Raw genomic sequence first — 14,563 nt, 5'->3', positions numbered from 1 at the left:
AAATTAACACTTTACCCTTCCGAAAGCCTTATTCAGCAACGATATGTACAAATCCGATAGATAAAAGCTTACATGAAGCATTCATATGTACTTCTAAAGACAGGTATATTGATTGATAAAACAGTCAAGCTGATCAGTGGCCATATGCAGCAGTAAACCAATCGCAATGATACGGCACCTGGGAATAAATAACAGCAATACATAGCATGCAATTGCCGGATAACTATGTAGAGGATGAAAATTGATGCTGCACCTGCAGGCGTTGAACAAAGGTGCAGCCAGCAGATGATCAAGATCTACCAGCATAGTTAACCATAAAAGAAGTGTTGTTTTTTTCCATTGATCCCGAAAAAAAAACCATGCTATAAAAACCGGCAAACCAAAGTGGAGGAAGTAATGAAGTATGGGTTGAATTATTCGCATGGTTGATTGAGGAATGGGGTTCTTTTATTGTATGGTAAAGAGATAATCCTCTCTTTTATAATAACAATATGGTTTTGCCGATTGCATCACGCAGGTCGCTATTTACGGCTGTAATCGCAGCAAAATCATGCCACCTGCCAACAACCTCTTTCACCTGATCAATTATGGACGGTGCTTTTTTAATATTCATATTTTTAGCCACTGCCAGTAAATCATCCCGGCTGATATCCTTTCTTTTACCATTGATGCTGAGTGAGTGCTGACTTACCCATGAACTGTCAGGCCGGTATGCATGACAAAGATCAAAAGCAGGTGCCAGTTTCCAGGCACCATTTTGATCCATCATAAATGAAAAATTCTTGGTATGGTCATCACAGTTTTTCGCCATTACATTGAACACCATTCTTCTGAACAATTGTTCAGCGTCTGTATATGGTAGTAATAGACTGCGCATGGTTTCAAATAACTGCTCGTAACTGAACGATGTAATCTCATTAAAATCGTAATGCGCCAGTGCACAAAAACTCTGTATGTGTAATTTCTTGTTATCGGGCATGCGGTCGAAACGTTTGGTCATGAAATGCGCCCTTCCATTCTCTTCTAGTAAGCGGCATTCCATCATTTCAATACCAGCTTCCTTTGCCATGAGGTGATAGGCCATTTCTACCCTTCCGTATCCGGAAGAAGAACCCAGTTGCTGATCAGTAACCCCATCAAATTTCAGTAACCAATGCGTAAAGCCATCCGGCACATCTGCCTGTCCGGATCTGATTTCTCCTGTAAGCTGATTAAATGCGACCACGGCTTTGGCCCTTGCCCCACCTGCAGATGAACCGATCTTTAGTATATCGGTAAGTGCTTTTGCTTCATCGGCACTAAGCCGTGTATTAAAATCCTGTCTGCCCGATAAAATTTCCTGCGCCATATTCACCAGGCCATCCAATTCAATTTTTGTAGCTGTTTTATTTGAACTGTATAATCCGGGTTCAAATTCCAACGCCCCCATGCCCCTCTTACCAATAAAACAAAGCAGTTCCACCGGGTTCATACTATTCGCAGGTCTGCCGTTTCTGGAGAGCCAGGCATTGATAAGGCTGTTACCATATTTATCGGGTAATACATCTGCCAGTAAACCCGGTAGTCCTTTGAATGTAAGACTGTCTCTCAATTCAGGAAAAGAGAAAATCCGTCCTGCAGCATTTAATATCGGCATTTTCAGAGGGGATAGATTCCACTGCTGACGAAGAAAAGCAGGTTCATATTCGAAAGATGCAGTGCCCGTTCTTTCATCCCAGGCAATCGCACCTACACGCTTGTTCCATATATGTATAAAAGCAGTAGTAATCATTACCAGTCGGTTTTGGGTTGATGATCTGCTGTCTTATTTTTTCTACTGGCTCTTTTTCTTTTCTGCTGATCCATTTTAGCCAGTTGCAAGGGACTGATTTTGGGTTGGGTCTCAAAAAAACGGAACAGGTGTAATTGCTGAAGGGCACGCATAACCTGAATAAAAGACAATAAAGTTCCGCCGCCGCCGCCCTCTATCTGTACCAGGGTAGAACGATGTATTCCTGCTGCAGAAGCAATTTCCTGCTGTGTTTTATTTTGCTCCAGCCTTGTATGCTGCAGAAACTGCCCCAGCATGGCCAATATAGCCGGGTCACTCATCGCAAACCAATTTTTGTTGCTATTTTCCATCATTATTTAAATTAATGTATATTAATGTCGAATTATAACGACAATACGAATATACGAAAATGTTGCTATTTTACATCATTATACTTTATTTTATCATTTAATGTTGACATTATTAGACATAAATATAGGATTAATATAAAAATAAAATTTATTGATATCAGTCCTGAAATAGAGCAGCATGATGATCGGGTTACTAACTGCCACTCAAAAGATCATAACAGATGCAAACACCTCGTTCCCAATTACTCTAACAGCTTGTTTATGAATGCATTTGCGTATTATTTCGAATATTTTTTGGTAGAAATATTTCAACCCTTACTTTTGCCGCGGAGAGATGGCAGAGCGGTCGAATGCGGCGGTCTTGAAAACCGTTGACTGTCAAAGGTCCGGGGGTTCGAATCCCTCTCTCTCCGCTTACGCCCACCAAAGCTTCAGCGACGGTGGGCTTTTCATTTCCGGAACATCACTAAATTTTGGTGGGCTTCAGCGGACAGGTCCATTTTTCATCTTTTACATATTTATTACTGGATTCACCAACCGAAGCCTTGGCGCAGGTGATTTCTGATTTTCAACAAATATATTTAGGCGCACTTGCCCACCATAGCTTCAGCGACGGTGGGCTTTTCATTTCCGGAACATCACTAAATTTTGGTGGGCTTCAGCGGACAGGTCCATTTTTCATCTTTTACATATTTATTACTGGATTCACCAACCGAAGCCTTGGCGCAGGTGATTTCTGATTTTCAACAAATATATTTAGGCGCACTTGCCCACCATAGCTTCAGCGACGGTGGGCTACAAAAGCTCCAACACCCGAAATCCCCTGCCTCAAAATCAGGTATAAATACCTATTGCCAGCATAGGGGTTAATATAAATCTTTGCAGGAAAATGCAATACGTCTATATCCTCCTCTGCAACAACGGAAATACATATGTTGGATGCACAAGCGACTTAAAAGAAAGATTTAACAGGCACAATAAAGGATATGTACCTTCTACAAAATCGAATTTGCCTGTAAAACTTCTTTTTTACTGCGCCTTTCATGATAAAATAAAGGCATTTCATTTTGAAAAATATCTAAAGTCAGGATCAGGGAGAGCCTTTATGAATAAGCGTCTTTATTAGCACTATAACCCTGACTAACTGTAATCTTTCATCGTGCTTAAAAGCGCGATTAGTCTTTACCGGCGCAGTTTTGGGTACATTAAAAAATGCCTTGAATAATCATCGAAAAGCATTTACCAGAAATTTTTAAAAAATATACCAATCGGTATTATTTATTTACTATTTTTACATCGTCATGAGTATTGAATTATCAAAAGCAGAAAGAACCAGACAATATATTATTGAGAAAACAGCTCCTGTTTTCAATGAGAAAGGCTATGCAGGAACGTCCATTCATGACCTTACCGAGGCAACCGGCTTAACAAAAGGAAGTATATACGGAAATTTTGAAAACAAAGACGAAGTTGCCCTTGCTGCATTCGATTACAATTTCAATACCGTTACCAATTATATCAAGGCACAAATATTAGCAACCGAAAACTCAATTGAGCGCCTGCTTGTTTACCCTAAAGTCTATCGGAAATTTTTGATACTCCCCTTCCTGCAACCAGGATGTCCTATACTAAATACATCTACAGAAGCAGATGATACACATCCTAAACTCAGAGAAAAAGCTGCGAAAGCACTGGCATTCTGGAAAACTTCTATTGAAAACCAAATCAAACGTGGTATGGTAAGGGGAGAAATTAAAAAAAATACAAACCCCACATTGATTGCCATCATTTTAGTATCCATTATTGAAGGAAGCATCATGCAGGCCAAAGTGGTACAAAACGCAAAGGATTTAAAGGTAGCCATGGACTATTTAGAAAAAATAATACTGGATCTAAAGGCTTAAAAAATTTACACTAAAATATACCGATCGGTATTTTATTAAATATGGAAATTATAACCATTAACAGATTTCTGGAGTATTATGAAGACACTCGCAGTATCACAAATAAAGTATTAGCCGCAATACCTCATGATAAACTGGACTGGACTTACCGGGAAGGCAAATTTACCATTGGCGACCTGATAAGACACATTGCAGCAATAGAAAGATTTGTTTTCGCAGAAATGGCAATCGGTCATAAACCTTGTTATAAGGGTTGCAAAAGTGACATCACCATCGGCTACAACAGTATTTTTGATTATTTCGAAGCCATGCATGTGCAAACCATAAAAATATTAGAAACTGTAAGTGATGTTTCACTATCAAATAATATATCCCTAATCAAAGGAAGAGAAATACCATTAAAAAATCTGCTTAGAAATATGATTATACACGAAGTACATCACAGAGGCGCATTGTGTATTTATTTAAACCTTTTAGGAGTGTCAACACCTCCTGTTCTGGGTTTAATGGAAGAACAGTTAATTGAATTGAGTAAATAAAAACTGAGATTAGTTAGAAGATTTTATTTGAAATGATGATTAAACCAATGACATGGCTACTTTAAAAAAAATATTAGAGAGTACTGCAAGGATACAGTACCAGGATTGTGACCCCTTCAATCATCTGAATAATTCAAAATACATAGATTATATAGTAGCAGCCAGAACAGAACAACTACTCGAAAATTATTCTTTCCACACGGCTGATATAGCCAAAAAAGATGGATTGAGTTGGGTTGCCGCGCAAACACAAATTTCATACCTCTATCCTGCGGCATGGCTTGAAAAAGTAGTAATCGAAACAAAATTAATTTCATTTTCAGCTTCAAGTTTATTGGTGGAAGCTTTTATGTGGAATGAAAACAAAACACATATAAAAGCAATTATGTGGTCGAAACTGGTTCACTTCCATATTAAACTTCAAAAGAGCCACAAACATTCAACAGAGCTGATGCGGTTCTTTGAACAAATACACCATCCACTGGAAAACGATTTCACATTTGAAAACAGGGTTAACGCAATAAGAAAAGAAATATGAAAAAACACTTATTCATCATTGTAACATTCGTTCTGAACGTTTTGCTTTCAAACGCACAAACATTTACTTTAAAATCAAAAGAATTGGGTGGTCAGGCTACCAGTCAACAGGTATTCAATGGGTTTGGCTGTACCGGTGAAAACAAATCGCCCCAGCTATTTTGGGAATACGCTCCCGCAGGCACCAAGAGTTTCGCAGTTACCATTCATGATGAAAATGCACCAACAGGCAGCGGATGGTGGCACTGGCTGATTTTTGATATTGATAAAACTATACTACAATTAGTATCAAACGCAGGAAATACAAAAAATGGATCTGCTCCACCTAAATCCATTCAAAGTAAAACAGACTTTGGCACTACAGGATATAGTGGCCCCTGCCCAACACCAGGTAGTGGATTTCATAAATATACCATAACAGTATACGCATTGAATACAGAAAAGTTAGGACTCGATGCAAACGCAAATCCCGCCCTAGTTGGATTCTATCTATCACAGCATCTGATTGAAAAAGCCTCACTGGTATTTTATTATAAATTATAATACCTGAAACGATACTATTATGAAAATCCAGAAGTTAAATTGGGCAGGAATTAAAATTGAATGTAACAAAAAGACCCTATTAGTTGATGCTGTTGAAGATTTTACAGCTTATTCCGGAATACTAGGTTACCCAAGAACACCTCTTATTCATTTTTCCTTAACTACGAAGGCAGATTATATTGTATTTACACACCTGCACTTAGATCATTTTGATATTTCTATTATTGAAAAATGTTTGAAACCAGACGGAAAAATAATCGCTTATAAAAAACTGGAAAAATACATCCCCGCTCTTACAAGACATGTTATTTATCTTGACTACGATGAAATATTTACTGAAGAAGGAATCAGCATAAAATCAGTATTCTCACTTGATGGTATCGGACACGATCAAACAGCGTGGATTATTGAATGTAACGGATTTAAGATATTCCATGGTGGTGATACCATATGGCATAATAAGTTTTGGCAACTCGGTAAAGAAAACCAAAATATTGATTTCGCTTTTTTACCGATAAATGGCGCAATTGTAAATTTTCAGGCATTGGGGCTTGCTTACAGTACCATACCTGCATCCATGACTCTGGAACAGGCTTTTAACGCGGCAAAATTACTACAGGCCAGAGAACTCATCCCTATACATTACAACAAATTCTCGACTCCCTACTATCAGCCAGAAGAATTAAATGAAGAAGATTTTGAAAAATTATCAAAAAAAATCAGTCAACCTTATCGCCTGGTAGAAGATGGATATTTTATTAGTGGTGAATAATATAATGGTAATTAAAATAAAAACCCTACTTAAATAAAATGCAATGAAAAAAATCGGATTAGTTGGAGGAACAAGCTGGACTTCAACCATTGACTATTACAGATTTTTCAATGAAGAAACCAATAAAATTTTGGGTGGTTTACACTTTCCTGAGTGCATTATTTACTCTGTAAATTTTAAACTGTTTAGTTCTTATAATGCTGCATATAACTGGGATGCAACTTTTGAATTATTGGCCGATGCTGCAGACAAGCTGAAAGCTGCCGGAGCAGATATGATTATGCTTGGTGCAAATACGGCACATATTGTAGCAGAAAGAATAGCAGACAAAATTGACCTACCGCTTATTGATATCAGGGAAGCGACAGCCCGTGCCATTCAAAAAAAGCAATTGAAAAAAGTTGGACTGCTTGGTACCGTATATACCATGGAACTTGACTTTTATAAACAAAAACTTTACCAAAAAGGGCTGGAAGTACTGATCCCACAAACAAAGTCTGAGATAGACTATATAGAGGAAACCCTTGTGAATGAACTTGGAAAAGGAATCATAGTTCCGGAAACCAAACAGGCTTACCTCGCAATCATTAATAAAATGATTGCAGAAGGGGCCGAAGGAATTATTCTGGGTTGCACGGAAATACCCTTACTCATTAGTCAGCAGGATATAGCTATACCTGTTTTCAATACCACACAAATTCATGCACAGGCTGCTGTTGAATTTGCATTATCATCCAACTAAACCAGATATCAATGAATCTGACAAAACTATTGCGAAAGAAACCACTGGAAGCTTACCATGACGACATTAAAACAAGTCAACTGAAACGAACCTTAGGCAAATGGGAACTTACGGCCATCGGCGTTGGCGCTGTTATAGGCGGAGGTATTTTTGTTTTAACAGGTGTAGCTGCCAATCAATATGCAGGTCCGGCATTGGCATTATCATTTATATTGGCAGGCATAGGTTGCTTGCTTGCTGCCTTCTGTTACGCGGAATTTGCAGGTATATTACCTGTTTCAGGATCTGCCTATGCCTATTCGTATGGAACGATTGGAGAATTTTTCGCGTGGTTTATTGGATGGAATCTGATACTGGAGTATATGATGGGTGCAACAACGGTGGCAGTAAGCTGGTCTAAATACTTTGTAAAATTATTACAGCTGGCAGGGATCACAAATCTCCCTTTTTGGTTAACCAACGATCCGGTAACGGCAAAAGAGGAGGCGCTAAAATTGGGCATAAGCCCTCCCTCCTTTTCTATTAATCTTCCTGCAGCATTGATTGTATGGGTAGTTACGTATATACTGGTTCGTGGTATTAAAGAATCAGCAAAAGCAAACAATATCATTGTTGCCATAAAAGTAGCAGCCGTATTATTTGTTATTGTTGCAGGCATCGCCTACATCAATCCTGCAAACTGGCAACCCTTTATCCCAGAAAAAACAATCGATGCAACAGGTGTAAGTCATTTCGGCATTTCCGGTGTGTTAACAGCCGCAGGAATCGTATTCTTTGCTTTTATCGGTTTTGATGCCGTTTCAACACAATCTCAGGAAGCCGTAAACCCAACCAGAGATATTCCATTTGCCATTGTCACTTCACTGATTATCTGCACGACGCTATATATACTAGTTTCTTTAACCCTAACTGGCATGACAAAATACTCCGAAATAGACCTAGGGGCACCTGTAGCTTCTGCATTCGGTTCAGTAGGACTTAGATGGGCATCACTCTTAATTACTATAGCGGCTGTTATTGGTTTAATTTCTGTAATGCTGGTGATGCTGCTATCACAAACAAGAATTTTTCTCAATATGGCTAAAGATGGATTATTGCCACAAAAACCTTTTGGAGTAATTCATAGCCGATTTAAAACTCCATGGAAGAGCACAATACTTTTGGGGTTTATTTCTTCCATAGTAGCCGCATTAACCCCCATTGAAAAAGCAACAAAAATGACCAGCATTGGTACCCTATTCGCATTTGCCATGATTTGTATAGCCGTTTTAGTCTTAAGATTTAAACAACCTAATCTGCATAGACCTTTTAAAGTAAAAAATCTGCCAATCATCGCCGGCCTTGGATTTGCATTCAATCTTTTCCTGATGTTCAGTCTCGATCAAGCAACCTGGTTACGTCTGCTGATATGGAGTTTGATTGGCATCAGTATCTACTTTCTGTATAGTGCAAAAAACAGCAAACTGAATAAAGTTGAGTAAAACCAATTATATGAGTTATATCATAACTAATGCAACAACGGAAGATTTACCAATCATTTATCATTTATTTGAAGAAGCAATTCATTTTCAAAAGATCAATAATTACATCGGATGGAACAACTATGACAAAGAATTTATTCAGGCAGATGTTCAGAATAATCTTTTATGCAAGATTGTTGCCAAAGATGAAATAGCCTGTATTTTCAGTATATGCTTTACGGATAAATTGATATGGCGCGAAAAAGAAAGCGGCGATGCCATTTACCTTCACCGCATTGTATTAAACAGAAAATTTAAAGGAGAGAAACTCTTCGCCAAAGTACTTGACTGGACATTACAGTTCGCCCTGTCAAAAAATCTGAGCTATATACGAATGGACACCTGGGCCGAAAACGAAAAAATTATTACTTACTATAAGGGTTACGGATTCTCATTTATTGAAAACTACAGAACACCTGACACGGATGATTTACCGATACAACACAGAAATCTTCATATAGCATTGTTAGAAAAGAAAATAATACACTCATAAAATGATAATAGAAATCATAAAAACAATATTCGCAAGAGACCTTGACAGGTTATACAATGAAATATCATTGTATCAAAAAGAAGCTAATATCTGGAAAACCGAAAACCAGATTGCCAACTCAGCTGGCAATCTTTGCCTGCATCTCATTGGGAATCTGAATACCTATATAGGAAAAGAAATCGGAGGGTACCATTATATACGAAACAGAGAGGCTGAATTCTCCTTGAAAAACGTATCAAAAAGAGAACTTCTGGAAGAGGTAAAAAAAACTTCACAAACAGTAATCGCTTCACTAAACAATCTTCAGCAAAGCGATTTAGAAAAACAATACCCGATACTGGTATTCGATAAAAAAACGTCCACAGGCTATTTACTGATACACCTGACCACACATCTGACATATCATCTTGGACAAATCAATTATCACAGAAGACTCATTGACACACAATACACGTAAAATGAATTTCACATTCTCAACCCATATTATTCTCGAAAGCAGGAGCTTACGTTTAGAACCTTTACAACTCAAAGACATTGATAATCTGCTAAATATCGCAACAGAAGATCCTACTTTGTTACAATTTTCACCAAAACAGATTTACACAAAAGATTTACTGAGCGAGTATATACATACAGCAATTGAATTACGAAATATACAAACCAGGTATTCGTTCAGCATTTTTTCAAAAAACAATAATTGCTATGTGGGGAGTACTGCTTTTTTAAATGTGTCCAACGCCGATGATCGATTGGAAATAGGTGCTACATGGATTGGAAAGGCTTTTCAGGGAAGCGGATTGAATGGCGAATGCAAAAACCTGTTACTACAGTACGCTTTCGATTCACTGAATGCTCACAGGGTCGAATTTAAAACAGACGAAAGAAATATACAATCAAGAAAAGCCATTGAAAAAATCGGGGGAAAATTTGAAGGCATACTTCGCGGGCACACTTTGATGTCAGACGGATTTAGAAGAAACACATTTTGTTATAGTATTTTAAAATCAGAATGGAACCAACTGAGAAAACCCATAAACGAATAAAATCATGGATTCCAGCAATCAACTACTGATTCATCTTATAAAAACAATACAATATCGCTTTGTTAAAGCCACCCAGGGCTCAAAAGCAGATTTCGGTGTAGTTAAACTAAATAAACATACCCGGTCACCTAATGAAATCATACAACACATGTATGATCTTGCTGTTAAAACAACATGCCTTATTAAAGGCGAATCTTTTCCTGTTTCCAGCTACCAATCACTCGACTTTACCGGTGAAACAAATCGATTCTTAGATGAGATGAAAGAATTATCATTAACGATTGAAGAAGTTACCATAGATATCGTGTTATGTAAAAAATTACTTCAGGGGCCCATTTCTGATATCATAACGCATATCGGGCAAATTGCCATGCTGAGTGGCTTACACGGAAATAAAATTCCATCGGAAAGTTTTTATCAAGCCGATATATAATAACTACTTTATGCATACTACAAACCCTACGATATATATAATTGGCGCCGGTGCCATTGGTAAGGCATTGGCTGTATTTTTATCTTATACCGGAAAAAAAGTGATCCTGCTTCATGGACGTGATCATGACAAAAAGGAATACACAGAAACCATTCAGGTAGCCGTAAATAAAGGCGAAATAGTAAAAAGTAATATCCATATAAGTACAGTAAACAATTATGCTGTTCTGGATGGAATTATCATTTTAACAACCAAATCATTCAGTAACCATCAAATGGCAGACAACCTGAAGGATCGTGTTGGTGATTCTCCAATTGTTGTACTGCAAAATGGCTTACATGTTGAAAATCCATTCATCAGCTATGGATTTACTGAAATTTACCGATGCGTACTTTTTGCTTCGTCTCAGCATATTGAGACCCATCAATTGAAATTCAAACCGGCATCCAATTCACCGATTGGTGTCATAAAAGGTAATATCCCGAACCTGACAGCCATTGTCAAAAGTCTCAACAACCCCTATTTAGTATTTACCCCGGAAGAAGATATACAACCGGTTATCTGGTCAAAAGCCATTCTGAACTGTGTATTTAATTCCCTATGCCCGTTATTGGAAATTGATAATGGTATTTTTAAACGAAACGAAAAAGCTTTACAACTAGCGAAACAAGTCATTGATGAATGTATTGTTATAGCGGCAGCAGAGGGTATCCATTTAAAAGCGGAAACACTATTGGAAAAGCTTTTACTAATCAGTAGTACTTCTGAAGGACAGTTGATTTCAACTTATCAGGATATTCTCCATAAACGAAAGACTGAAATAGAAACATTCAATATTGAAATCGGCCGGATTGCTGGGCAGTATCAAAAAAATGAGCAGTCGAAAATAACCAAATTCTTAGGCGAGTTAATAGAGATCAAATCGGCGATAAACCAATAAGTATGCAACCACAAAAGATAAAATCCTATTGGTAAAAGCATTGCAGAAATTGAAACTCGATACTGTCTTACTGTAAAAATGCTTTAGTCAGACAATTGGTTCTACAGATATTAAGTCAGACAATTATCATTTCTTATAAAATATACTGCTCAGATCTGCTGGCAGCAATTCTCTTCATTGTTCACCCACTCATAGAAAACAGTATGTAAGGTAAAACCAATTACCTTATTTCCTTATATTTATCAAAATTAACAACTATGACCCGTAAACTTTTTCTATTTGCAACGGCTTTTATGAGCCTTACGATCCTGTTCTCTTTTTCGTATAAAGCTGCTAATTTCTCAGGTACCTGGAATCTGGATGAAAGCGCCAGTGAACTCGGACAATTCGGGGCCAGAGGTGCTTACAGCAAAATTGTAATTGACCAGTCTGAATCGGCTATTAAAATGACATTAAGCGGTGCAGGATTTGATGGTAGTAATTACGAAATTACTGAAACACATACTGTCGGCAAAGAATCACAGAACACCGGCATCATGAACAGTAAAAAAACATCAACACTTAACTGGGATGGTGACCAACGCTTTAAAGTGGATATTAAATTGACACTTGAATTTCAGGGACAAAGTATTGACCTGACAGGTATTGAAAAGTGGGAAATAAGTGGCGATGGTAAAACATTAACGCTTTTATCTACGATCAACACCCCTCAGGGAGAAATGAGTACAAAGGCAGTGTATAAGAAAGGATAATGAGTCATGAATGGTCAATGGTGAATTTTACTGTACCTATTCACCATTGACCATTCACCCTACTACTTAGCGGCTGTATCAGTCAATTTTTCCACCACCACCAGATCGGCCATATCTACATGTATGGGGAGCATGCCTACCTGAACAATGGCTTTTTTACCCCTGATCTCTTTCACCTCACCCACCTGATAATTTTTTTTGAGTTTAACAAGTGCCCCAACAGCGATATGCTGATTGAGTTCTTTGTATTTGAGGTCTACTTTTTTAGCGAGTTTATTGACTACAATGGTTTCTTTCTGCTTGAACAGGAGATTTTGCAGGTTTTTAATCACATCCTGTTTGTTCTCGGATTTCTTCCAGTCAAGCACAATCTGTTTCAGCTTACGCTCCATATCTTTTAAGTAAACCAGTCTCTCTTCAGTAATCCTGTTCTGGTTTTTGAGTAACTCTACCTGCTGACGGTGCCTTTCTTTATCCATCACCGTTTCCATTTCCTTTTTGAGTCTGTCGTTCTCACGCAGGAGCTTATGCAATTGTTTTTTCTCCTGTTCCAGTTGCTGCAGATCCTGTTCTGTTCTGTTCAGTAATCGATCCAGTTTAAAATGGTCTTCATCAACCAGTTTTCTGGCGCGGTTAATCAGGTGTTTCGGCAAACCAATTCTTTCTGCAATGGCAAATGTGTATGAACTGCCTGGCTTACCTACAATCAGTTTGTACATGGGTTGAAGATTCACCTCATCAAACTGCATGGCTCCATTAATAATACCCTGTGTTCTGTTGGCCATTACTTTCAGGTTAAGGTAATGCGTGGTTACCACACCGAAAGAATGTCTGCGGGCCAGTTCTTCCATAATTACTTCCGCAAAAGCCCCACCCAGATTCGGATCGCTGCCGCTACCCAGTTCATCAATAAAGAACATGGTTTTCCCATTGGCCGACTCAATAAAATATTTCATGTGCAGCAGGTGACTGCTGTAGGTACTCAATTCAAATTCCAGGTTTTGCGTATCGCCGATATGAATAAATAACTGTTTGAAAATTCCCATCTGCGAATCCGGACTCACCGGTACCAGCAACCCACTTTGCAATAGCAATTGGTTAAGTCCAATGGTTTTCATGGTAACGGTTTTACCACCTGCGTTGGGGCCGCTGATCACCAGTATCCTGTTTTTATCATCCAGTGTAAGGGTTACAGGAATGGTGGGTTTACCGGTTGACTTATTATACAGGAACAATAAAGGATGGTACGCATTGATGAGATGAATATGCGCTTTGTCTGATAATTCCGGCAATTGTCCATTCATATCAATGGCCAGTTTGGCTTTGGCCCTGATGAAATCAAATTCTCCGGCAATTAACAGGTATTGTTCCAGTAAAGGTGCATAAACAGCTATGCGTGCCGTAAGTTGTCTTAATATTCTTTGTACTTCTTTGGCCTCTTCATTTTCCAGTGTAAATACCTGGTTATTGAGATCAATGGTTTCTTCCGGTTCAATAAAGGCCGTTTTGCGACTGTCGCTTTCGCCATGTAAAATACCCTTTACCTGTCTTTTATGTTCTGAGAAAACGGCCACTACCCTTCTCCCATTACTGAAGCTTTCATCTATATCTGCCGTGTAACCTGCTTTGGCCAGTTTGCTCACGACTTTCTCGAACATGCGCCGTAGTTCATTCCTTTTTCGGAACAAATTCATTCTGATCTTGTGTAAATCATCAGAAGCATTATCCTTTACATTACCTTGCTCATCTATGACTTCATCAATTAGTTCAATAATTACTTTTTCATAATAGCTTCCATCAAGTACATGGGCCATGGCTGGAAAAGCCTGTCTGCGCTCCAGATCAAACCAACGGAAAATATTGGATGTATTCTCTGCCAGTTTACGAATCTGCAGCCACTGCTCACCGGGAATCAATGCGCCCTGAATACCGAGTAGTTTAATTTCTTTTTGAAGGGGCAGACTAAAATCATTCGGAAAATACTGGGCCTGCTGTAAAATAGATTTAAACTCAAAACTTTGTTTCAGTTCCAGTTCAATATATTCTTTCCGGGTATGAATACGCAATTGCTGTGCCTTTTCCTTAGCGTATACAGTTTTACAATACCCCTCTAACAGAGTGCGCACTTTATCAAACTCGAGCTGTGTAAGGGCGGTTTCCGGGTATAATCGCATATAGCTAATTCAGGCGCAAAGGTAAGGGAGGAGCTTTTAATCTCAGATGT

Annotated in this window: 19 protein-coding genes and 1 tRNA gene; 16 read left to right on the top strand and 4 right to left on the bottom strand. The window is 38.3% G+C overall.

Annotated features, from left to right (window positions below):
- Positions 1–93 precede the first annotated feature (93 nt).
- From BC659_RS15295 to BC659_RS15285, 3 genes are read right to left on the bottom strand one after another with little or no spacing between them, the layout of a single operon-like run.
- Positions 94–423 (bottom strand): DUF6122 family protein, encoded by a 330-nt coding sequence (locus BC659_RS15295; RefSeq protein ID WP_133475685.1) that lies wholly within the window; start codon positions 421–423, stop codon positions 94–96.
- A 55-nt stretch (positions 424–478) separates the two neighbouring features.
- Positions 479–1,771, bottom strand: a complete 1,293-nt coding sequence (locus BC659_RS15290) for a type II toxin-antitoxin system HipA family toxin (RefSeq protein WP_133475684.1) — start codon at positions 1,769–1,771, stop codon at positions 479–481.
- On the bottom strand, positions 1,771–2,091 hold the full coding sequence (locus tag BC659_RS15285) for a helix-turn-helix domain-containing protein (RefSeq protein WP_211340801.1): 321 nt from the start codon (positions 2,089–2,091) through the stop codon (positions 1,771–1,773). Before BC659_RS15285 ends, BC659_RS15290 begins: the two co-directional genes overlap by 1 nt.
- A 358-nt stretch (positions 2,092–2,449) precedes the next feature.
- Here BC659_RS15285 and BC659_RS15280 point away from each other — a divergent pair.
- The 16 genes from BC659_RS15280 to BC659_RS15205 all read left to right on the top strand — a co-directional run bounded on the left by BC659_RS15280 (position 2,450) and on the right by BC659_RS15205 (position 12,339).
- Positions 2,450–2,534: transfer RNA gene (locus BC659_RS15280), tRNA-Ser, on the top strand.
- Between the two features lie 60 nt (positions 2,535–2,594).
- A complete protein-coding gene (locus BC659_RS15275) occupies positions 2,595–2,861 on the top strand; it encodes a hypothetical protein (protein ID WP_133475682.1) in 267 nt (88 codons plus the stop codon).
- Between the two features lie 149 nt (positions 2,862–3,010).
- Positions 3,011–3,247: a GIY-YIG nuclease family protein gene (locus tag BC659_RS17160; RefSeq protein WP_133475681.1), complete on the top strand. Its 237-nt coding sequence runs from the start codon at positions 3,011–3,013 to the stop codon at positions 3,245–3,247.
- Positions 3,248–3,422: 175 nt separating this feature from the next.
- Entirely contained in the window at positions 3,423–4,025 is a 603-nt protein-coding gene (locus BC659_RS15265) for a TetR/AcrR family transcriptional regulator (protein WP_133475680.1), read from the top strand.
- A 41-nt stretch (positions 4,026–4,066) separates the two neighbouring features.
- Complete coding sequence (locus BC659_RS15260) at positions 4,067–4,564, top strand: DinB family protein (protein WP_133475679.1); 498 nt, start codon at positions 4,067–4,069, stop codon at positions 4,562–4,564.
- A 52-nt stretch (positions 4,565–4,616) separates the two neighbouring features.
- Positions 4,617–5,102 (top strand): acyl-CoA thioesterase, encoded by a 486-nt coding sequence (locus tag BC659_RS15255; RefSeq protein WP_133475678.1) that lies wholly within the window; start codon positions 4,617–4,619, stop codon positions 5,100–5,102.
- Positions 5,099–5,644 carry a YbhB/YbcL family Raf kinase inhibitor-like protein gene (locus tag BC659_RS15250; RefSeq protein ID WP_133475677.1) on the top strand — a complete coding sequence of 182 codons (546 nt, stop codon included), beginning with the start codon at positions 5,099–5,101 and terminating at the stop codon, positions 5,642–5,644. The genes BC659_RS15255 and BC659_RS15250 overlap by 4 nt, the downstream gene beginning before the upstream one ends.
- Positions 5,645–5,663: 19 nt before the next feature.
- Positions 5,664–6,416 carry an MBL fold metallo-hydrolase gene (locus BC659_RS15245; RefSeq protein WP_133475676.1) on the top strand — a complete coding sequence of 251 codons (753 nt, stop codon included), beginning with the start codon at positions 5,664–5,666 and terminating at the stop codon, positions 6,414–6,416.
- A gap of 43 nt (positions 6,417–6,459) precedes the next feature.
- Complete coding sequence (locus BC659_RS15240) at positions 6,460–7,158, top strand: aspartate/glutamate racemase family protein (RefSeq protein ID WP_133475675.1); 699 nt, start codon at positions 6,460–6,462, stop codon at positions 7,156–7,158.
- A gap of 11 nt (positions 7,159–7,169) precedes the next feature.
- A complete protein-coding gene (locus BC659_RS15235) occupies positions 7,170–8,639 on the top strand; it encodes an APC family permease (protein WP_211340800.1) in 1,470 nt (489 codons plus the stop codon).
- Positions 8,640–8,649: 10 nt separating this feature from the next.
- Entirely contained in the window at positions 8,650–9,171 is a 522-nt protein-coding gene (locus BC659_RS15230; RefSeq protein ID WP_133475674.1) for an N-acetyltransferase, read from the top strand.
- 1 nt (position 9,172) lies between these two features.
- Entirely contained in the window at positions 9,173–9,628 is a 456-nt protein-coding gene (locus BC659_RS15225) for a DinB family protein (protein ID WP_133475673.1), read from the top strand.
- A gap of 1 nt (position 9,629) precedes the next feature.
- The gene (locus BC659_RS15220) at positions 9,630–10,214 is read left to right on the top strand and encodes a GNAT family N-acetyltransferase (RefSeq protein ID WP_133475672.1); all 585 of its coding nucleotides are present in this window, start codon (positions 9,630–9,632) and stop codon (positions 10,212–10,214) included.
- Positions 10,215–10,218: 4 nt separating this feature from the next.
- Positions 10,219–10,647, top strand: coding sequence for a hypothetical protein (locus BC659_RS15215; protein ID WP_133475671.1), 429 nt, complete (start codon positions 10,219–10,221; stop codon positions 10,645–10,647).
- 10 nt (positions 10,648–10,657) lie between these two features.
- Positions 10,658–11,587, top strand: a complete 930-nt coding sequence (locus tag BC659_RS15210; RefSeq protein WP_133475670.1) for a ketopantoate reductase family protein — start codon at positions 10,658–10,660, stop codon at positions 11,585–11,587.
- A 257-nt stretch (positions 11,588–11,844) separates the two neighbouring features.
- On the top strand, positions 11,845–12,339 hold the full coding sequence (locus BC659_RS15205) for a hypothetical protein (protein WP_133475669.1): 495 nt from the start codon (positions 11,845–11,847) through the stop codon (positions 12,337–12,339).
- A gap of 62 nt (positions 12,340–12,401) precedes the next feature.
- Here the strand turns inward: BC659_RS15205 and BC659_RS15200 are convergent, their stop codons facing one another.
- Positions 12,402–14,513 (bottom strand): endonuclease MutS2, encoded by a 2,112-nt coding sequence (locus tag BC659_RS15200; RefSeq protein WP_133475668.1) that lies wholly within the window; start codon positions 14,511–14,513, stop codon positions 12,402–12,404.
- Positions 14,514–14,563 lie beyond the last annotated feature (50 nt).

Source organism: Sediminibacterium goheungense, assembly GCF_004361915.1.
GTDB classification, from domain to species: Bacteria; Bacteroidota; Bacteroidia; order Chitinophagales; family Chitinophagaceae; genus Sediminibacterium; species Sediminibacterium goheungense.
Note: the sequence above shows the minus strand (reverse complement) of the source record. Positions and strands in the feature narration are given on the sequence as shown.